This window comes from Streptomyces glaucosporus, assembly GCF_039533345.1.
Lineage (GTDB): Bacteria > Actinomycetota > Actinomycetes > Streptomycetales > Streptomycetaceae > Streptomyces > Streptomyces glaucosporus.
The window spans coordinates 315746-334034 of the sequence record NZ_BAAATJ010000003.1; the positions used below are offsets into that span (position 1 = coordinate 315746).

The 18289-nt window shown below is 72.5% G+C and carries 16 protein-coding genes, 2 tRNA genes and 1 pseudogene; 7 read left to right on the top strand and 12 right to left on the bottom strand.

The window, feature by feature from the left end; genetic code table 11:
• Positions 1-162: 162 nt before the first annotated feature.
• The 4 genes from ABD358_RS05650 to ABD358_RS05665 form a co-directional block, all read right to left on the bottom strand.
• The gene (locus tag ABD358_RS05650) at positions 163-849 is read right to left on the bottom strand and encodes an ATP-dependent Clp protease proteolytic subunit (protein ID WP_344629719.1); all 687 of its coding nucleotides are present in this window, start codon (positions 847-849) and stop codon (positions 163-165) included.
• Positions 850-913: 64 nt separating this feature from the next.
• A complete protein-coding gene (locus ABD358_RS05655; protein WP_324921986.1) occupies positions 914-1516 on the bottom strand; it encodes an ATP-dependent Clp protease proteolytic subunit in 603 nt (200 codons plus the stop codon).
• 257 nt (positions 1517-1773) lie between these two features.
• The gene (tig, locus tag ABD358_RS05660; RefSeq protein WP_344629720.1) at positions 1774-3198 is read right to left on the bottom strand and encodes a trigger factor; all 1425 of its coding nucleotides are present in this window, start codon (positions 3196-3198) and stop codon (positions 1774-1776) included.
• Between the two features lie 95 nt (positions 3199-3293).
• Positions 3294-3370: transfer RNA gene (locus ABD358_RS05665), tRNA-Pro, on the bottom strand.
• Positions 3371-3471: 101 nt separating this feature from the next.
• Here ABD358_RS05665 and ABD358_RS05670 point away from each other — a divergent pair.
• Positions 3472-3545, top strand: a tRNA-Gly gene (locus ABD358_RS05670).
• A gap of 61 nt (positions 3546-3606) precedes the next feature.
• Here the strand turns inward: ABD358_RS05670 and ABD358_RS05675 are convergent.
• Positions 3607-3801, bottom strand: coding sequence for a hypothetical protein (locus ABD358_RS05675; RefSeq protein ID WP_344629721.1), 195 nt, complete (start codon positions 3799-3801; stop codon positions 3607-3609).
• A 549-nt stretch (positions 3802-4350) separates the two neighbouring features.
• Here ABD358_RS05675 and ABD358_RS05680 point away from each other — a divergent pair.
• Complete coding sequence (locus ABD358_RS05680; protein WP_344629722.1) at positions 4351-5577, top strand: acyltransferase family protein; 1227 nt, start codon at positions 4351-4353, stop codon at positions 5575-5577.
• Between the two features lie 25 nt (positions 5578-5602).
• On the opposite strand, the gene ABD358_RS05685 is transcribed toward ABD358_RS05680, so the two are convergent.
• Both ABD358_RS05685 and ABD358_RS05690 read right to left on the bottom strand, forming a co-directional pair.
• Complete coding sequence (locus ABD358_RS05685; RefSeq protein WP_344629804.1) at positions 5603-6337, bottom strand: endonuclease V; 735 nt, start codon at positions 6335-6337, stop codon at positions 5603-5605.
• A 25-nt stretch (positions 6338-6362) separates the two neighbouring features.
• Positions 6363-7516: pseudogene (locus ABD358_RS05690) on the bottom strand (PP2C family protein-serine/threonine phosphatase).
• 113 nt (positions 7517-7629) lie between these two features.
• Here ABD358_RS05690 and ABD358_RS05695 point away from each other — a divergent pair.
• Entirely contained in the window at positions 7630-8862 is a 1233-nt protein-coding gene (locus ABD358_RS05695; protein WP_344629723.1) for a GNAT family N-acetyltransferase, read from the top strand.
• A 37-nt stretch (positions 8863-8899) separates the two neighbouring features.
• On the opposite strand, the gene ABD358_RS05700 is transcribed toward ABD358_RS05695, so the two are convergent.
• From ABD358_RS05700 to ABD358_RS05710, 3 genes are read right to left on the bottom strand one after another with little or no spacing between them, the layout of a single operon-like run.
• On the bottom strand, positions 8900-9727 hold the full coding sequence (locus ABD358_RS05700; RefSeq protein ID WP_344629724.1) for an Fpg/Nei family DNA glycosylase: 828 nt from the start codon (positions 9725-9727) through the stop codon (positions 8900-8902).
• Between the two features lie 7 nt (positions 9728-9734).
• Positions 9735-10223, bottom strand: coding sequence for a ribose-5-phosphate isomerase (locus tag ABD358_RS05705; protein ID WP_344629725.1), 489 nt, complete (start codon positions 10221-10223; stop codon positions 9735-9737).
• A 26-nt stretch (positions 10224-10249) separates the two neighbouring features.
• A complete protein-coding gene (locus ABD358_RS05710) occupies positions 10250-10858 on the bottom strand; it encodes a biotin transporter BioY (RefSeq protein WP_344629726.1) in 609 nt (202 codons plus the stop codon).
• A 341-nt stretch (positions 10859-11199) separates the two neighbouring features.
• Between ABD358_RS05710 and ABD358_RS05715 the strand changes: the two genes are divergently transcribed.
• On the top strand, positions 11200-12612 hold the full coding sequence (locus tag ABD358_RS05715; protein WP_425576252.1) for an amino acid permease: 1413 nt from the start codon (positions 11200-11202) through the stop codon (positions 12610-12612).
• A gap of 280 nt (positions 12613-12892) precedes the next feature.
• Here ABD358_RS05715 and ABD358_RS05720 read toward each other — a convergent pair whose 3' ends face one another.
• The gene (locus ABD358_RS05720) at positions 12893-13543 is read right to left on the bottom strand and encodes a mycothiol-dependent nitroreductase Rv2466c family protein (protein WP_344629727.1); all 651 of its coding nucleotides are present in this window, start codon (positions 13541-13543) and stop codon (positions 12893-12895) included.
• A 239-nt stretch (positions 13544-13782) separates the two neighbouring features.
• Between ABD358_RS05720 and pepN the strand changes: the two genes are divergently transcribed.
• From pepN to ABD358_RS05735, 3 genes are all read left to right on the top strand, one after another.
• A complete protein-coding gene (pepN, locus tag ABD358_RS05725; RefSeq protein WP_344629728.1) occupies positions 13783-16386 on the top strand; it encodes an aminopeptidase N in 2604 nt (867 codons plus the stop codon).
• An 81-nt stretch (positions 16387-16467) separates the two neighbouring features.
• The gene (locus tag ABD358_RS05730; protein WP_344629729.1) at positions 16468-16614 is read left to right on the top strand and encodes a DUF4241 domain-containing protein; all 147 of its coding nucleotides are present in this window, start codon (positions 16468-16470) and stop codon (positions 16612-16614) included.
• A gap of 116 nt (positions 16615-16730) precedes the next feature.
• Positions 16731-17783: a hypothetical protein gene (locus ABD358_RS05735; protein WP_344629730.1), complete on the top strand. Its 1053-nt coding sequence runs from the start codon at positions 16731-16733 to the stop codon at positions 17781-17783.
• Between the two features lie 78 nt (positions 17784-17861).
• On the opposite strand, the gene ABD358_RS05740 is transcribed toward ABD358_RS05735, so the two are convergent.
• Positions 17862-18209, bottom strand: a complete 348-nt coding sequence (locus tag ABD358_RS05740) for a beta/gamma crystallin domain-containing protein (RefSeq protein WP_344629731.1) — start codon at positions 18207-18209, stop codon at positions 17862-17864.
• Positions 18210-18289 lie beyond the last annotated feature (80 nt).

Genomic DNA, 18289 nt, shown 5'->3' on the forward strand with positions numbered 1-18289 from the left:
TCGAGTTCCACGAACCCGGGTGCTTGCTCTGGGCCTTGGCGGGGGCGGCCCCCGGACCCCCTAAGACGGTACCCTGCCCGACCCCCCGAATGGGCCCCCCTCGGACCGACTCGACCCGAGGGGGACGCGGGTATTCAGGGGAATCAAGCGGGTTCGGCGGAATTATCCGAGCCCGACCGAGGTCTTGCGAGTGGAGATGATCTGGTCGATCAGCCCGTACTCCAGCGACTCCTCGGCGGTGAGGATCTTGTCCCGTTCGATGTCCTGGCTGATCTGCTCGATCGGCTTGTTGGAGTGCTTGGCGAGCATCTCCTCCAGCTGCGTCCGCATCCGCTGCACCTCGTTGGCCGCGATCTCCAGGTCGGAGACCTGGCCGCGGCCGGTCTCGGTGTACGGCTGGTGGATCAGCACCCTGGCGTTGGGCAGCGCCATCCGCTTGCCGGGCGTGCCGGCGGCGAGCAGCACGGCCGCGGCCGAGGCCGCCTGGCCCATGCAGACCGTCTGGATGTCCGGCTTGACGAACTGCATCGTGTCGTAGATGGCCGTCAGCGCCGTGAAGGAGCCACCAGGCGAGTTGATGTAGACCGAGATGTCCCGGTCGGGGTCCATCGACTCCAGGCACAGCAGCTGCGCCATGACGTCGTTGGCCGAGGCGTCGTCGATCTGCACGCCGAGGAAGATGACGCGCTCCTCGAAGAGCTTGGCGTACGGGTCGTACTCGCGCACGCCCTGCGAGGTGCGCTCCACGAAGCGCGGAACGACGTACCGGGCCTCGGCCGCCGGCCCGTCGTAGCGGGCCTGGAGCCGGTCGTAGATCCCGGCGCCGGGGAAGGTGTGCTGACTGTTCATGGGGCTGTGCACCGTCCTGGTGAGGTGAGCTGGCTGCGGTCGTGGGGCTGCGGAACGTCCGGGCTCACGCGCCCGTGCCGCCACCGCCCGGAAGCTGCGAGGCAGAGCCGTAGACCTCGTCGATCAGTCCGTACTCCTTGGCCTCCTGGGCGGTGAACCAGCGGTCGCGGTCGGCGTCGCGGTTCCACTGCTCCTCGGTCTGGCCGGTGTGCAGCGCCGACAGGCGCGCCATCTTCTTCTTCGTGCGCAGCAGCTGCTCGGCGTGGATCTTGATGTCGGAGGCCGATCCCGCCAGGCCCGCGGAGGGCTGGTGGATGAGGATCTCGGCGTTCGGCAGCGCGAAGCGCTTGCCCGGGGTGCCCGCGCTGAGCAGGAACTGGCCCATCGAGGCGGCCAGGCCCATCGCGATGGTCACCACGTCGTTCTTGATGTACTGCATGGTGTCGTAGATCGCCATGCCGGCCGTGATCGAGCCGCCCGGGCTGTTGATGTAGAGGTAGATGTCCTTGTCCGGGTCAGCGGCCAGGAGGAGCAGCTGAGCGGTGATCCGGTTGGCGATCTCGTCGTCGACCGGCTGGCCGAGGAAGATGATCCGCTCGTTGAGCAGTCGGTTGTAGACCTGGTCGCCGAGGCCACCGATGGTCGGCTCGGTGGCGGCGTAGGGCATCGGAAGCTTCACGTGTCCACCTGCTCGTGTAACGGACGGCTCGTCTCTCACTGGGCCGTCTCTGAGTCTTCGTGTACTTGGACCCTAACGCGCGGGTCCGACTGCGCCATCCCGGTCCGAGAACTGTTCGCTGTTAGCGCAGGGAGCGTTCCCGCAGGTGAGGTCGGCGTGTTCCGCCGTACGCGAACGGGCCCGCACGCGGTTCGCGTACGGGCCCGTTCCCTGGAACGTTCGGGCAGGCGGGTGGCGCCCCGGGGTCAGCCCTCGGACTTCTCCCCGCCCTGCTCGGCGGACTCCTCGGAGGAGGTCTCGGCGCCCTCCGCCTCGGCGGTCGCGGCCTCGGCGGTCTCGCCGTCCTCGGCCTCGTCCTCCTCGTCCTCCAGGTCGACGACCTCACCGTTGCTGTCGGTGACCTTGGCGGCCTCCACGACCAGCGCGAGAGCCTTGCCGCGGGCGACCTCGCCGACCAGCATCGGCACCTGGCCGCTCTCGACGATGGCCTGGGCGAACTGGTCGGGGCTCATGCCGGAGGACTGGGCACGGCGCACCAGGTGCTCGGTGAGCTCCTCCTGGTTGACGTTCAGCTTCTCCTTGGCGACCAGCTCGTCCAGGATGAACTGCGTCCGGATGCCCTTCTCCGCCTGCTCCTTGAGCTCGGCCTCGAACTCCTCCTCGGACTTCTCCTGCATCCGCAGGTAGGCCGCGAGGTCCATGCCGAGCTGCGGAAGCTGGTGGTTGACCAGGTTGTGCTTGCGGGTGTTGATCTCGTCCTGGAGGAGCTTCTCCGGGATCGGGACCTCGACCAGGGAGATCAGGGCGTCGAGCACCTTCTCCTGGGCCTGGGTGGCCTGGTCGTACTTCTTCATCCGCTCCAGGCGCTTGCGGGTGTCGGCCCGCAGCTCCTCGATGGTGTCGAACTCGCTGGCCATCTGGGCGAAGTCGTCGTCCAGCTCGGGGAGTTCACGGGCGGAGACGGAGGTGACGTCCACCTTCACCTCGGCCTCGCGGCCCGCGGCGGAGCCGCCCTTGAGCTCGGAGGTGAAGGTCGCGGAGCCGCCGGCCTCCAGGCCGGTGACGGCCTCGTCGATGCCGTCCAGCAGCTCGCCGGAGCCGATGACGTAGTCGATCCCCTTGGCGACGCCGTCCTCCAGGACCTCGCCGTCGACCTTGGCCTCCAGGTCGACCTTGACGACGTCCCCCTCGGCGGCGGGGCGCTCGACCACGGTGGTGGAGGCGAAGCGCTCGCGCAGCTGCCCGACCGCCTTCTCCACGTCCTCGTCGGCGACCTCGACGGCGTCGACGGTGACCTCGATGCCCGAGTAGTCCGGGATCTCGATCGCGGGGCGGACGTCGACCTCGGCGGTGAAGGCGAGGAGCTCGTTGTCCTTCAGCTCGGTGATGTCGACCTCGGGCTGGCCCAGCGGGCTGAGCTCGCCCTCCTCGACGGCCTCCTGGTAGAGCTTCGGGAGCGCGTCGTTGACCGCCTCCTCAAGGACCGCACCACGGCCGAAGCGCTGGTCGATCACCCGGGCGGGGACCTTGCCCTTGCGGAAGCCGGGCACCGTGACCTGCTGGTTGATCTTCTTGTACGCCGCGTCGAGGCTGGGCTTCAGCTCCTCGAAGGGCACCTCGACAGTGAGCCGAACCCGAGTGGGGTTCAGGGTCTCCACGGCGCTCTTCACGGTCGGTCTCCTTGGGGCTGACTGCTGGGAACTCTTACTTCTCGAGGCGCCCCGTACGCAGACACGACACCGGCAGGCGCGTCTTTCATAGTACGTGGTCGGGGTGGCCGGATTCGAACCGACGACCTTCCGCTCCCAAAGCGGACGCGCTACCAAGCTGCGCCACACCCCGTCCGTGCGACACGTAGCGTACATGCCGTACGATGCAGAGCGTGCCGCACGCGGTGTGACCGGTTGGCTATGATCTGCCTGTCCGTGATCCGCGGTGGCGCTGCGGGCGTAGCTCAATGGTAGAGCCCCAGTCTTCCAAACTGGCTACGCGGGTTCGATTCCCGTCGCCCGCTCCACGGGAAACGGCCCGGCTCCCTCTCGGGAGCCGGGCCGTTCGCCGTCTTCGGGAACCGGTCCTCAGAGACTGATCTGGTTGATCGACTCGGCGAGCGAGTTGAAGAAGCGGTTTATCGCCGGGGCCATGCCCGTGGAGGCCAGGAAGAAACCGAAGAGGACCGCGACGAGCGCGGGCCCGGCCTTCAGGGAACCGCCGCGGATGAGCACGACCATGATGACCGCCAAGAGCAGCACCACTGACAGTGAAATGGCCACAACTGATCACACCCTCGGTCGCAACGCCTCTGCGCCGGCCGCGCCGGCCCGGGAACCCTCCGCCGCGTCCCCGCAGAGCACCATCGTGCCACCAACTGCCGTGCGCACGTAGGCCGTCGGCGGATCGGCCGGGCCCGGGCGTGTCACCGCGGCCGCTCCCGGCGCCCCTCCCCGGCCGGCCGCCCGAAGGCGCGGCGCCGGGTCGCCGGGGTCCCGGAGACGTCTGCCGGACCCGTTGAGTGCAACATGCAACGACCACCCCGTCCGGATCATCCGCCGACGCCGCCGGCGGCTCTCCGGAAGTGAATTCGGCGGCATTGTGGCACGAATCACCCGGGAACCGAATCGATCAAAAAACAACGCCACCTTGGCGGGCATTTCGCCCATAAGGCGCGCTCGAATGCGGTCAAAAGCCCCTTGCCGGACACTTCCTGTCCCACAGGCTCCGGGGCAGGGCAATCCATCGGCGGTCTGGAATAATTCATCCGCCGGGGGTACTCGGATCACCGCGAATTCACCCACGGAAGGCCTTCCACTAAGGTGCGGCAGATGTTCCACGCTGGCTACGAGCGCTCCCCGCTTCCCCCCGCCCGGCTCGACACGGGCGAGCAGCCGGTCCCGGCCGGCCCCGAGGCCCCACCGGCCGGACCCGCGGGAAGACCCGGGAGAGTCCGGCAGTCCGGCGGGACCAGGCAGCGGGACGCGTTCTTCGACAACGCCAAGTACCTGGCCATCGTCCTGGTCGTCGTGGGTCACACCTGGGGACTGATGCTCTCCGACTCACGGGCCGTGAACGCGGCGTACAACTTCCTCTACACCTTCCACATGCCGGCGTTCATCGTGATCTCCGGCTACTTCTCCCGCAGCTTCGACATGCGCCCGGACCGGCTGCGGCGGCTGGTGACCGGCGTGGTCGTGCCGTACGTGGTCTTCGAGACCGCCTACACCCTGCTCGTCAAGCGCCGTGTGGAGGGCGTGACCGACTACCCCGTCAGCCTGCTCGACCCCTGGTACCTGACCTGGTTCCTGGTGGCGCTGTTCGTGTGGCGGCTGACCACCCCGCTGTGGAAGATCGTGCGCTGGCCCGTTCCGCTGGCCCTGGCGATCTCGCTCCTGGCCTCCGCCTCCCCCGACATCGGCAACGACCTGGACTTCCAGCGGGTGCTGCAGTTCCTGCCGTTCTTCGTCATCGGGCTGTGCCTGCGGCCCGAGCACTTCGAACTCGTGCGGCGGCGCGAGGCGCGGCTGCTGGCCGTGCCGGTCATGGCGGTGGCCCTGGCGTTCTCCTACTGGGCGGCGCCGAGGATGAACTTCGAGTGGTTCTACCACCGCGACAGCGGCCCGGAGCTGGGAGTGCCCTGGTGGGTCGGCGTCCTGATGAACCTGGCGCTGCTGGGCTGCTCGCTGCTGCTGACCGCCTGCTTCCTCGCCCTGGTCCCCCGGCGCCACATGTGGTTCACCGCGCTGGGCGCCGGGACGCTGTACGGCTACCTGCTGCACGGCTTCCTCATCCGGTGGCTCCGGGCCGAGGAGGTGATGGACACCCACGCCTGGCTCACCGAGCCGCTGGGCATCCTCGCCGTGACGGCCGTCGCCGCGGCCGTGGGCACGCTGCTGTGCACCGGTCCGGTGCAGCGGACGTTCCGGTTCGTGATGGAGCCCAGGATGGCGTGGTTCTTCAGGAAGGACGCCGCCGAGGCCGCCCGTGAGCGCGCCGCCGGGCAGGGCGGCGGAGGCGCGGACGTCCCCGCCGCCAGGGTGCCCGCCTCCCGCTGAGCGCCCCCGCCGGCCGCCCGTGGGTCTACCGTTCCGCGGCGCCGTACGGCTCCCGCCGCCCGGCCTTGAGTTCCCTCAGGGCCCTGCGGCTGAGGCCGTCGGCGCCGCGCGTCGTCTCCGGGAGGCGGTAGCGCGGCGTGAGTCGCAGCGTGTGGGCGCAGGCGTGGTCCAGGGAGATCCCGTGGCCGGCCGAGACGAACACCGGCTTGACCCCGGGCCGGGTGCGCAGCGCCCGGCCCACCACCTCCGGCGGGGACCGGAGCGGGTCCAGCAGCGGTGAGGAGTCGCCGCGCAGCGGCCCCGGCTCGGCGTGGTCGAAGACGAAGGGCGACTTGGCCACCCCGAAGCACGGCAGCCCGGTCAGCACGCCCAGGTGCACCGCCAGCCCGGCCCGCCTCGGGTGGGCGTAGCCGTAGCCGTCGCAGACCACCACCTCGGGCGGGGCGCTCAGCTCCTCCAGCACCGCCAGCACCCCGGGCAGCTCCCGGAAGGCGAGCAGGCCGGGGACGTACGGGAAGCGGCTGCGGCCGGTGTGGACGGCCTCCTCCACCACTTCCAGCGTGTCCGCGTCGAGCACCACGGCCGCCGCGACCAGCAGGTCGCTCTCCTCGTCGTACGTCACGTCGACCCCGGCGATCCTGCGCACCTCCCCGGGCGCGGGCCCGGGGCTCGACAGGTCCGCCGCCGCGCGGATCCGCTCCTGCTCGGCCACCGCCTCCGCCTCGGTGGCGGGCCACCCTCCGGCCGTCGGCGCCCCCATGGTGTCCTCCCGGTCGGTCACGGCGTCAGTCACGGCGTATCAGCAGCAGGGCCCGGTCGTCGTTGACGTCGCGGGCGACGGCCTCGATCAGGTGCCACGCGGCCCCCTCGAACCCGGTGACGACATAGCGGTCGGCCTCGCCGTCAGCCGGTCCATGCCCTCGGTCAGCTCGCGCTCGGCGGTCTCCACCAGGCCGTCCGTGAAGAGCATCAGGACGTCGCCGGAGCGCAGACTGCCCTTGACCGCGTCGAACTGGGCTCCGTCGTAGACGCCCAGGAGCGGTCCCTCCCCCGCCTTCTCCTCCCAGCGTCCGCTGCCCGCGTGGAGCTGGAGCGCGGGGACGTGCCCGGCGGAGTACAGCTCGTAGTCGCCGCTGTCGAGGTCCAGGACGAGGTGGACGGAGGTGGCGAAGCCCTCCTGCCAGTCCTGGCGCAGCAGGTAGGCGTTGGCGGCCGGCAGGAAGGCGTGCGGGGGCAGGGAGCCCAGCAGCCCCCCGAAGGCCCCGGACAGCAGCAGCGCGCGGGATCCGGCGTCCATGCCCTTGCCGGAGACGTCGGTGAGGACGACCTCCAGGATGCGGCGGTCGGGCCCGGTGCGGGCGGCGACGACGAAGTCGCCGGAGAAGAACTGGCCGCCCGCCGGCCGCAGGGCCATCTCGCGGTGCCAGCCCCTGGGCAGCTTCGGCAGCTTGCTCTGGACCCGGATGCGTTCGCGCAGGTCGAAGAGCATGGTGCCGCCGCGTCTCCAGGGCACGCCGACCCGGCTGCGGAACTGGGCGATCAGCAGGCCGGAGAGCCCGACCGCGCCGACCACCAGAATGGTGCCGGGCGTGACCCGGCCCGGCCCCGTGGTGTACGGGCCGAGCACCGTGGCCTCCACGATCAGCGCGCCGGCCGCGGCGGCGTAGAGGATCAGCAGGTTCGCGGGGCGCAGCAGCAGTCCGCCCGCGACGATCGGCAGCACCAGGCTCTCGGGCGCGAACCACAGGGGCTCGGCGATCGTGGCGTAGGCGAGGGCGGGGACGGTCGCCGTCAGCGCGGCGAAGGCGATCCAGTCGGAACCGTCTCCGCGGAAGTAGTCGACGGCGGACCGGCGCAGGGCGGTGCGGACCCGGTGCAGGGCCTTGCGGGCCCGGGACCACCGGGTCGTCGGAAGGGGCTTGCCCGTACGACCTGCCATAACCCGGACCTTATCCACCCGTTCGGGGGCGCGTCGATTCCCGATTCGGGGCGGCGGAAACCCTGTTCGATATTCAGTCGCCCCCGTTCCACCCGCCTGATAGGGATGGGTCCATGACGAGCACGGATCTGCGGGCACTCGGCCGCGACCAGTGGGAAGAGTGGTACGGCCATCTCGAACTGGCCTTCGGGGGGGTGCCCGAGGCTCCCGAGGAACGGGCGCTGTGGCGCGACCTGACCGAGTCCGACCGGGCGATCGCCGCCTGGGACGACGGGCAGATCGTCGGCACGGCCGGTTCGTTCTCCTTCGGCCTGTCGGTGCCGGGCGGCGCGGTCGTGCCCGCGGCCGGGGTGACGGCGGTGAGCGTCTCCGCGACGCACCGGCGGCGCGGCATCCTCCGCGCCATGATGCGGCGCCAGCTCGACGACCTGCGGGCGGCCGGGGAACCGCTGGCGGTGCTGACCGCCTCCGAGCCGGCGATCTACGGGCGCTTCGGCTACGGCATCGCCACCCGGCAGATGTCCGTCGAGATCGACACCTCCCGGGTGCGCCTGGAGGTGCCGCCGGGCACGGACGCGGTCCGGCTCCGGCGGGCCGATCCCGCCGGAGTGCTCAAGGAGTGCGAGGAGCTCTACGCGCGCCGGGTGGCCTCCCGTCCGGGCATGCTCCGGCGGGCTCCGGGGTGGGAGCGGCTGGGCGTGCTGGACCCGGAGGGGGAGCGGGGCGGCGCGTCGCCGCTGCAGTGCGTGCTGGCCGAGTCCGGCGGCGAGCTGCGCGGGTACGCCCGGTTCGCGGTCAAGCCGGAGTGGGACGCGGCCGGGGCGAAGGGGACGGTCGTGCTGCGCGATCTGGAGGCGCTGGACCCGGCGGCGTACGCGGCGCTGTGGCGTTTCCTGTTCGGGATCGACCTGACCTCGGCGCTGGTGGCCCGGAACCGCCCGGAGGACGACCCGCTGCTCCACCTGGTCTCGGACGTCCGGCGCTGCGGTGTCCGGCTCCGCGACTCGCTGCACCTGCGCCCGGTCGACGTGGGCGCGGCCCTGGCGGCGCGGACGTACACGGCCGGGGTGGACGTGGTGCTGGAGGTCGAGGACGCCTTCTGCCCGTGGAACTCCGGGCGCTGGCGGCTGACCGGCGACGGCTCGGGCGCCTCCTGCGTCCGCACCGGCGACGACGCCGATCTGGCGCTGACCGTGCGGGAGCTGGGCGCGGCCTACCTGGGCGGGGTGTCCCTGACGGCGCTGGCCGGCGCCGGGCGGGTGCGGGAACTGCGGCCGGGCACGCTGGCCGCGGCCGCGGCGGCGTTCTCCTCCCCCGTGGCGCCGTGGCTGCCGCACGGGTTCTGATCCACCGGGTCCGGCGCCCGGGCCGCCCGGCCCGGGGTCACTCCTTCTGACAGGTGGGGCACCAGAACAGGTTGCGGCCGACGAGCGGGGCGGTGCGGATCTCGTCGCCGCATATGTGGCAGGGCATTCCGGCGCGGCGGTAGACGTACACCTCGCCGCCGTGGTCGTCCACGCGCGGCGGGCGCCCCATGGCCTCGGGGGTGTGCTCGGGCCGTACGGTGTCGATGCGGTTGTTGCGCACGCCCTCGCGCATCAGCTCCGCCAGGTCCGCCCAGATCGCCTCCCATTCGGCGCGGGCGAGTTCCCTGCCCGCCCGGTGGGGGTCGATGCCGTGCCGGAAGAGGACCTCGGCGCGGTAGACGTTGCCGACGCCCGCGACGACCTTCTGGTCCATCAGCAGCGCGGCGATCGTGGTGCGGCTGCGCGATATCCGCTCCCAGGCCCGCTCGGGGTCGGCGTCGGCGCGCAGCGGGTCGGGGCCCAGCCGCTCGCCGACCGCCCGCCTGCCCTCCTCGGTGATCAGCTCGCAGGTGTTGGGGCCGCGCAGGTCGGCGTACGCGTGGGGGGCCTCGGCGGTGGACAGCCGGAGCCTTATCTGCCCGACGGGGACGGGGGGCGGCCCGTCGCCGTGGGCGAAGGCGCCGTACAGGCCGAGGTGGATGTGGATCCACTCGCCCCCGGCCGCCCCCTCGAAGCCGAGGAAGAGGTGCTTGCCGTGGGCGTCGGCGCCGGTGAACGTCCGGCCGTCGACGAGGGCGGCGCCGTCGGCGAACCTGCCCTGCGGGCTGGACGCCCGCACGGGCCGGCCGCCGAACCTCCCGTCGAGGTCGGCGGCCAGCCGGTGGATGGTGTGGCCTTCCGGCACGTGCGGGTCAGTCCTGCTTCGGGTGGTGGGCGGGGATGGGCGGGAGCTCACCGGTCCGCTCGTAGTCGGCGAGCATCTCGATGCGGCGGACGTGCCGCTCGTCGCCGGTGAACGGGGTGGCGAGGAAGGTCTCCACGAACGAGACGGCCTCCTCGGCGGTGTGCATCCGGGCGCCGATGCTGATCACGTTGGCGTTGTTGTGCTCCCGGCCGAGCCGCGCCGTCTCCACGCTCCAGGCGAGGGCGGCCCGTACGCCGTCGACCTTGTTGGCGGCGATGGCCTCGCCGTTGCCCGAGCCGCCGATCACGATGCCCAGGGACTCGCCGTCGGCCGCCGTGCGCTCCGCGGCGCGCAGGCAGAAGGGCGGGTAGTCGTCCGCGGCGTCGTAGATGTGCGGGCCGCAGTCGACGGGCTCGTGCCCCGCCTCCTTCAGCCACTGGACGAGGTGGTTCTTCAGTTCGTAGCCGGCGTGGTCCGAGCCGAGGTAGACGCGCATGGGGCCGAGTCTATTCGGGGCGCTGTTCACGAGTTCCGGCCGACCAGCTTCCAGGCCGCGGGGAGGGCTCCCATGGCCAGGGCCGCCTTGAGCGCGTCGCCGACCAGGAAGGGCACCAGGCCCGCGGCGACGGCCTCGCCGGCGGACATGCCCGTGGACAGGGCCAGGTAGGGAACGCCGACCGCGTAGACGACCGCCGTGCCCACGGCCATGGTCCCGGCGGTGCGGAGCGCTCCGCGGTCGCCGCCGCGGCGGGCCAGGGCGCCGACGACGACGGCGGCCAGCAGCATGCCGAGGATGTAGCCGAAGGTGGGCATCGCCGCGCCGGAGGCGCCCTCGGAGAACCACGGCACCCCGGCCGCGCCCGCGGCGGCGTACAGGCCGAGGGAGGCGAGGGCGCGGCGGGCGCCCAGTCCGGCTCCGACGAGGAGGGCGGCGAAGGTCTGGCCGGTGACCGGGACGGGGGAGCCCGGCACGGGGACGGCGAGCTGCGCGGCCACGCCGGTGAGCACGGCGCCGCCGACGACCAGCGCCGCGTCCCGCAGCCGGGCGCGGGCGGCGGTGGAGGCGGGCAGGACGTCGGCGAGGACGCTGCCCGGGCGGACGATGGCGCTGTTCACGGCAGGAGTGCTCATCTCACGGCTCCGGTGTCGTTGCGACCGCCGCGGCGACGGTCGGGTGGCTGTCTTGGGACTCGGGGAACGTCCTGACGTTAACCGACGTTAGCCCCCGCTCCCCCGTGAGATTGGCGACAAAAGACGGCCGGGCCGGGTTGTGGGGTACGGCCGACGGCGGACCGGGGGACCCCTGCCGTGTTTCCGGCGCGCCCACCGGGGCGTACGGAGGGTCACCACGGCGTCCGCATGGCGGACAGGTCGCGTGCTTCATTGCCCTGGCGCGGTGCCTGCCACCACACTGACCCAATCCGGAACATCGTATTCCGAACTCCCGACCCCTCTTGGACGGCACCTCTCCCATGCCCGGAACGCCCGACCTGAAGACCGGCGGCTCCCCCACCGGGAGCCCGGACGGCCCCGAAAGCTCCCCCCTCGCCCACGGCCTCCGGCAGCGGCACCTGTCCATGATCGCCCTCGGCGGCGTGATCGGCGCGGGCCTGTTCGTCGGGTCCGGGGCGGGCATCGCCGCCGCCGGACCGTCGATCGTGCTGGCGTACGCGCTCTCCGGACTGCTGGTGATGCTGGTGATGCGGATGCTCGGCGAGATGTCGGCCGCCCATCCCGCCTCCGGCTCCTTCTCCGTGCACGCCGAGCGCGCGATCGGCCCCTGGGCCGGTTTCACCTCCGGGTGGATCTTCTGGACGCTGCTGTGCGTGGCCGTCGCCGTGGAGGCGCTGGGCGCCGCGGCGATCATGTCCGGGTGGTTCCCGGGCACGCCGGACTGGCTGTGGGTCGCCGTCTTCATGGCCGTCTTCTGCGGGATCAACATGCTGTCGGTGCGGAACTTCGGCGAGTACGAGTTCTGGTTCGCCGCCCTGAAGGTCGCCGCGATCGTCCTCTTCCTCCTCCTGGGCGCCGCGGCCGTGCTCGGCCTGCTGCCCGGCACCGAGTCCCCCGGCGCCGCCAACCTCACCGGCGAGGGCGGGTTCTTCCCCGGCGGCGCCGAGGGCCTGGTGGCCGGGCTGCTGGCCTCCCTCTTCGCCTACGGCGGCCTGGAGACGGTGACCATCGCGGCGGCCGAGTCCCACGACCCGGTGCGGGGGGTGGCGAAGGCCGTGCGCACGGCGATGTGGCGCATCGCGGTCTTCTACGTCGGCTCGATGCTGGTGATCGTCACACTGATCCCCTGGCACGACGAGTCGGTGCTGTCCGGCCCGTACGCCGCCGTGCTGGACCACCTGGGCATCCCGGCCGCCGCGCAGATCATGAACGCGGTGGTGCTGGTGGCCCTGCTGTCGGCCATGAACGCCAACATCTACGGCGCCTCCCGCATGGCCTACTCGCTGGTCCGCCGCGGCGAGGGCCCCGCCTTCCTGGGGAAGACGACGGGCGGTGTGCCGCGCCGGACGGTGCTGGCCTCCTCGGCCTTCGGGTTCTTCGCGGTGCTGCTGAGCTTCTGGTGGCCCGACACCGTGTTCACCTGGCTGCTGAACATGGTGGGCGCGGCCGTGCTGGTGGTGTGGGGCTTCATCGCCGTCTCCCAGCTCCGCACGCGCCGGAGGCTGGAGCGCGAGGCGCCGGAGAAGCTGGTGGTGCGGATGTGGCTGTTCCCCGTGCTGACCTGGGTGTCGCTGGCGGCGGTGGCCGCGGTGCTGCTGCTGATGCTCCGCGAGGACGCCACCCGTATCCAGCTCGCCTTCACCGCCGGCCTCACCCTGGCCCTGGCCGTGGCCGGCCTGCTCCGGCAGCGGGCGGCGGCGCGCGTCCGGTAGCCCGGCCCGGGCCGGCGGGGTCCCGACGGCCCGGGAGCGCATCGCGCCACCGCCTTGTTGCCTTCGATTCTCAACTGCGCCTAATGTGCAACAAGGCCCGGCGGTCGTGCGCCGGGCCGCCCTCCCCGCCTCGGGCCTCCGCCGCGGACGTGGTCGTCTTCTCACCCGTCACAGGCCGCGGACGGGGGCGGGACGGAGGGCGCGGGAAAGGGCACGGCCCCCGCGCCGTCCTGGTGCGCGGGGGCCGTGCCGTCCTGTGGGACCGGAGCCGGGAGCCGGCTCAGTCGTCGAACCGCGGCCCCTCGGTGCGGGTCCGCTTCAGCTCGTAGAAGCCCGGGGTGGAGGCCACCAGCAGCGTGCCGTCCCACAGCCGGGCCGCGGCCTCGCCCTTGGGGGCCGGGGTGACGACCGGACCGAAGAAGGCGACCTGCTTCCCGTCCGCGCCCGGCACGGCGATCACCGGGGTGCCGACGTCCTGGCCGACCAGGCCGATGCCCTCCTCGTGCGAGGCCCGCAGCCGCTCGTCGTACGCGTCCGTGTCCGCCGCGTCCGCCAGCTCCGCCGGAAGGCCGACCTCCGCCAGGGCGTCGACGATCGTCCCGCGCTCGTTGGGACGGCCCTGGTTGTGGAAGCGGGTGCCGATGGCGGTGTAGAGCGGGCCGAGCACCTCGGCGCCGTGCTTCTGCTCGGCGGCGATCAGCACGCGCACCGGACCCCAGGCGGTCCGCAGCATCTCGGCGTAGTCCTGCGGCAGCTCGTCCAGCCGGTTCTCGTTGAGCACGGCCAGGCTCATCACGTGCCAGCGCACCTCCACCGGCCGGACCTTCTCCACCTCCAGCATCCAGCGGGAGGTCATCCAGGCCCACGGGCACAGGGGGTCGAACCAGAAGTCGGCCGGGGTCCTGTCCGTGCTCTCGGGCGTCCGGGGCATGCGGGTCTCCTTCGTCCTGCGGAATCGACAGCGACAGCGGGCAGCGGTCACCGGCGGGCACGGCGGGAGGGCGGCGCCCGCGGGGACACGCACAGCGGGGAACGCCGGGGAGCGGTCCGCTGATTCCCGGTCCCCGCTCCCGGTCCGGCCGCCGTCGCGCGACCGGCCGCGCGACGGCGTACACCGCATGCGATCCTGAGCTTCTTCTGTGTTCGCCATGTGAGACGAGGAGTCACACCGTGCCCGGTGAGAACCTGACCCGTGACGAGGCCCGGGAGCGCGCCCGGCTGCTGAGTGTGGACGGCTACGACGTCGCGCTCGACCTGCGGTCCGCCGTCGGGCCCCACACCGGGGACGGGCCGCGCACCTTCCGCTCCACCACCACGATCCGCTTCCGCTGCGCCGAGCCCGGCGCCTCCACCTTCGCCGACCTGCTCGCCCCCTCGGTCTCCTCGGTGACCCTCAACGGCCGCGAGCTGAACCCGGCCGAGGTGTTCGACGGCACGCGCGTCGCCCTCGACGGCCTGGCCGCCGAGAACACCCTCACCGTGGACGCGTGGTGCGCGTACAGCCGCACCGGCGAGGGGATGCACCACTTCGTCGACCCGGAGGACGGCGAGACCTACCTCTACACCCAGTACGAACCCGCCGACGCCCGCCGGGTCTTCGCCAACTTCGAGCAGCCCGACCTCAAGGCGCCCTTCACCTTCACCGTCACCGCCCCCGAGGGCTGGACGGTGCTGAGCAACGGCGCGCGCGAGGGCGAGCCGGAGCCGGCCGGCGACGGCGCGGCCGTCTGGCGGTTCGCGACGACGAAGCCGATCTCGACGTACATCACCACCGTCGTCGCCGGCCCGTACCACCACGTCACCGACGTCTACCGGCGCGAACTGCCCGACGGGGGCGAGCTGGTGATCCCGCTGGGCGCGCTGTGCCGCAAGGGCCTGGCTCCCCACTTCGACGCCGACGACATCTTCACCGTCACCAAGCAGGGCCTGGACTTCTTCCACGACCACTTCGACTACCCGTACCCGTTCGGCAAGTACGACCAGGCGTTCGTGCCGGAGTACAACCTCGGCGCGATGGAGAACCCGGGGTGCGTGACCTTCCGGGAGGAGTTCGTCTTCCGGGGCAAGGTGACGGACGCCGCCTACGAGAACCGGGCCAACGTCATCCTCCACGAGATGGCGCACATGTGGTTCGGCGACCTGGTCACCATGGAGTGGTGGGACGACCTGTGGCTCAAGGAGTCCTTCGCCGACTTCATGGGCTCCTTCTCCATGGTCGAGGCCACCCGGTTCGCCAACGGCTGGATCACCTTCGCCAACCGCCGCAAGGCGTGGGCGTACCGCGCCGACCAGCTCCCCTCCACCCACCCGATCACCGCCGACATCCGGGACCTGGAGGACGCCAAGCTCAACTTCGACGGCATCACCTACGCCAAGGGCGCCTCCGTCCTCAAGCAGCTCGTCGCCTATGCGGGGCGCGACGCCTTCCTGGAGGGCGCGCGCCGGTACTTCAAGCGCCACGCGTGGGGCAACACCCGGCTCGAACACCTCCTGACGGTGCTGGGGGAGACCTCCGGGCGGGACATGGCCGCCTGGTCCCGGGCCTGGCTCCAGACGGCCGGCGTCAACTCTCTGACACCGCACGTCACCTACGGGTCCTCGGGCCGGATCACCGAACTGGCCGTCACCCAGGAGGCGCCCGAGGAGCACCCGACGCTGCGCCCGCACCGGGTCGCGGTCGGCCTGTACCGGCGGCAGAGCGCGGGCGGCCCGCTGGAGCGCTACGCCCGCGCGGAGGTGGACGTCACCGGGGCGCGGACGGTCGTGGAGGAGCTGGCCGGGGCCGAGCGCCCGGAACTGGTCCTCGTCAACGACGACGACCTGACGTACTGCAAGGTCCGCTTCGACGAGGCGTCCCTGGAGACCCTCCGCGGCCACCTGGGGTCGATCGCCGACCCGCTGGCGCGGGCCCTGTGCTGGTCGGCGCTGTGGAACCTCACCCGTGACGCGCTGCTGCCCGCACGCGACTTCCTCGACCTGCTGCTGCGCTTCGGCGGCCAGGAGAGCGACATCGGCGTGGTGCAGATGCTCCACGCCTGGGCGCGCACGGCCCTGGTGCACTACGTCGCGCCCGGCGCGCGCGAGGAGTGCGGCCGCGCCCTCGCCCACGGCGCGCTGCGGCACCTGCGGCAGGCCGGGCCGGGCAGCGACCACCAGCTCGCCTGGGCGCGGTTCTTCGCCGCCGTCGCGCACGACGAGCACGACCTGCAGATGCTGGACACGCTGCTGGAGGGGACCGGGCGGATCGACGGGCTGGAGATCGACCAGGAGCTGCGCTGGACCCTCCTGGAGTCCCTGGCCGCCCGCGGCGTCGCCGACGAGGCGCGGCTGGCGGCCGAACTGGCCCGCGACGACACCGCCTCCGGCAAGCGCCACCAGGTGCGCTGCCTGGCCGCGCGGCCGGACTCCCGGGTCAAGGAACGGGCGTGGACGGACGTGGTGGACTCCGACCGGCTCTCCAACGCGCTGGTGGAGGCGACCATCTCCGGCTTCGACCAGCCGGGGCAGCGGGAACTGCTGGCGCCCTACGCCGAGCGGTACTTCGAGGCGATCGAGCGGGTCTGGGCCGAGCGGTCGATCGAGATCGGCATGGCGGTCGTCCGCGGCCTCTACCCCGCCCTCCAGGACAACGAGACCGTGCTGGAGCTGACGGACGCCTGGCTCGCCGCGCACGAGGACGCGCCCCCGGCGCTGCGGCGGCTGGTGCTGGAGGCCCGCGACGACACGGCCCGCGCCCTGCGGGCGCAGCGGTGCGACGCGGCGGCGTCCGCCTGAGCCCGCCCCCGGCCCCGCCCGGGGCCGGGAACCGGTCCGCCCGGCACGCTCCCGCCGTGCCGGGCGGACCCGGCCCCGGGGGTGGCGGGCGGCGGGACGGACGTCTGCGAGGTCGTCGCCTTCGCCTCCGGCGCGGACGACGGCTTCCACCCCACCTGGATCGGCCGGACGGAGGACGGCGACACGGCCTGCTTCGTCACCGACTTCCTCCTCTTCCCCGGCGCCTGACCGCCCGCCCCTGATCGGCACTCGAACGCCCGTACTTTAGGACGGGCTTGTCCGGATTCGTCGACAGCCGTGTAACGGAGGTTGGAGGGCGGGACGGGGGCGGGAATCGCCGGGACATGAACAACACCCCGCTCTCCCCCCGCCCCGCCCTCCGGACCCCGCACACGGAGCGCCGGGTGGTGACGGCCCGCACCCTGCGCGAGCAGGGTGTCAGCGCCGCCACCGCCGGCGAGCGCTGCCGGCCGGGCGGCCCCTGGCAGATGCCGCTGCCCGGGGTCTACCTGCTCCACCCCGGCCCGCCCACCAGCGAGGAGCGGCTGCAGGCCGTGCTGCTGTACGCGAGCAGGGAGCGTTTCCCCGTCCGGGCCGGCGCCGCGTGCACCGCCTCGGCCGCCGTCCCCGCCGCCGGCGACGGCCCCGAGGCGATGATCACCGGGCTGGCCGCGCTCGCCCTGTACGGCCTCTCCTGCGCACCCCCGCTGCTCTCCCTGGAGCACATCGACGTGCTGGTCCCCCGTACCCGGCGGCTGCGCTCCACCGGCTGCGCCCGGGTGGTGCGCACCCGGTCCCTGCCGCGGCCACAGGAGATCACCGGCCTGCCCGTGGCCCCCGTGGAGCGCGCCCTGGCCGACGCGATCGGCTTCCTCGGCGACGCCGCGGCGGTGCGCGGGCTGCTGATGGAGGCCGTGCGCGAGGGCCACTGCGAGGCCCCGGCCGTCGTCCGCGAGCTGTCCCGGGCCCGGCTGCTGAACCGCCCCCACGTCGTGGACGCAGTGGACGCCGTGCTGGCCGAGAGCCGGGCGGTGGCCGAGGGCCTGCTGTACGGCCTGGTCCGCTCCCACGGCCTGCCCGAACCCTGCTGGAACGTCGACCTGTGGCTGCCCGGCGGCCCCCATCTGGGCGGGGTGGACGCCTACTGGCCCGAGCAGGCCCTCGCCGTGGAGCTCGACACCAGCGCCTCGCACGGGACGGCCCCCGGGGACGGCGCGGTGTGGTCCCGGTACGCCCGCAAGCGGGAGGCGCTGGAGCGCCTGGGGATCTCGGTCCTCCACATCACCCCGGCGAAGCTCCGCGACCACCCCTGGCAGCAGGCCGCCGTGATCCGCACCGCCCTGATGGCGGCACCGGAGCGCGAACCGGCCGCCTGCGTGGTGGTCCTGCCCCGGTGACCCCCTTTCCGGCCTTCCGGCTTTCCGGCGATCCGGCGATCCGGCTGGGCCGCCGGAAAGGGGGTCCGGCCGGCCGGACTACCAGATCCTGATCCCGGTGATCCCGTGGAGCGGCTTCTCCGCGTCCGCCCACTCCCACTTCTCCGGCGTGAACTGGGCGATCGGCCCGTTCTGCACCGCCTGGTACTTGACGGTCACCTTGTTGTCGCCCGACGAGATGTCGTTCACCGCGTAGATGTTCACCTGCTGCGTGCCCGCGTCGGCGAAGCAGAGGGCCCGCGTGGAGTTGCAGTCGCCGATCATGAGGTAGTCGAGGCTGTCGCAGAGCACCCGGCTGAGCGCGTGGGCCGAACCGGCGGGGAGGCACACGGCGGTCGTCGCCGCGGCCGCGGCGACGACCGCGGACTTCTTCAGGGTGTCCTTCACGTCTTCCTCCTCCGTTTCCCACCGTTCCGGCGAACGGCGTGGTGCGGCACACCGCGCCCGTCGGGCCGGTGATCGTCTTG

What these genes read in the sequence shown, in the direction of transcription:
- ABD358_RS05710 (WP_344629726.1), bottom strand. Translation starts at nt 10,858, where the DNA reads ATGAGCACTCCTGCCGTGAACAGCGCCATCGTCCGCCCGGGCAGCGTC.
- ABD358_RS05695 (WP_344629723.1), top strand. Translation starts at nt 7,630, where the DNA reads ATGACGAGCACGGATCTGCGGGCACTCGGCCGCGACCAGTGGGAAGAG.
- ABD358_RS05720 (WP_344629727.1), bottom strand. Translation starts at nt 13,543, where the DNA reads ATGCCCCGGACGCCCGAGAGCACGGACAGGACCCCGGCCGACTTCTGG.
- ABD358_RS05680 (WP_344629722.1), top strand. Translation starts at nt 4,351, where the DNA reads ATGTTCCACGCTGGCTACGAGCGCTCCCCGCTTCCCCCCGCCCGGCTC.
- ABD358_RS05685 (WP_344629804.1), bottom strand. Translation starts at nt 6,337, where the DNA reads ATGGGGGCGCCGACGGCCGGAGGGTGGCCCGCCACCGAGGCGGAGGCG.
- ABD358_RS05650 (WP_344629719.1), bottom strand. Translation starts at nt 849, where the DNA reads ATGAACAGTCAGCACACCTTCCCCGGCGCCGGGATCTACGACCGGCTC.
- ABD358_RS05735 (WP_344629730.1), top strand. Translation starts at nt 16,731, where the DNA reads ATGAACAACACCCCGCTCTCCCCCCGCCCCGCCCTCCGGACCCCGCAC.
- ABD358_RS05715 (WP_425576252.1), top strand. Translation starts at nt 11,200, where the DNA reads ATGCCCGGAACGCCCGACCTGAAGACCGGCGGCTCCCCCACCGGGAGC.
- ABD358_RS05705 (WP_344629725.1), bottom strand. Translation starts at nt 10,223, where the DNA reads ATGCGCGTCTACCTCGGCTCGGACCACGCCGGCTACGAACTGAAGAAC.
- ABD358_RS05655 (WP_324921986.1), bottom strand. Translation starts at nt 1,516, where the DNA reads ATGCCCTACGCCGCCACCGAGCCGACCATCGGTGGCCTCGGCGACCAG.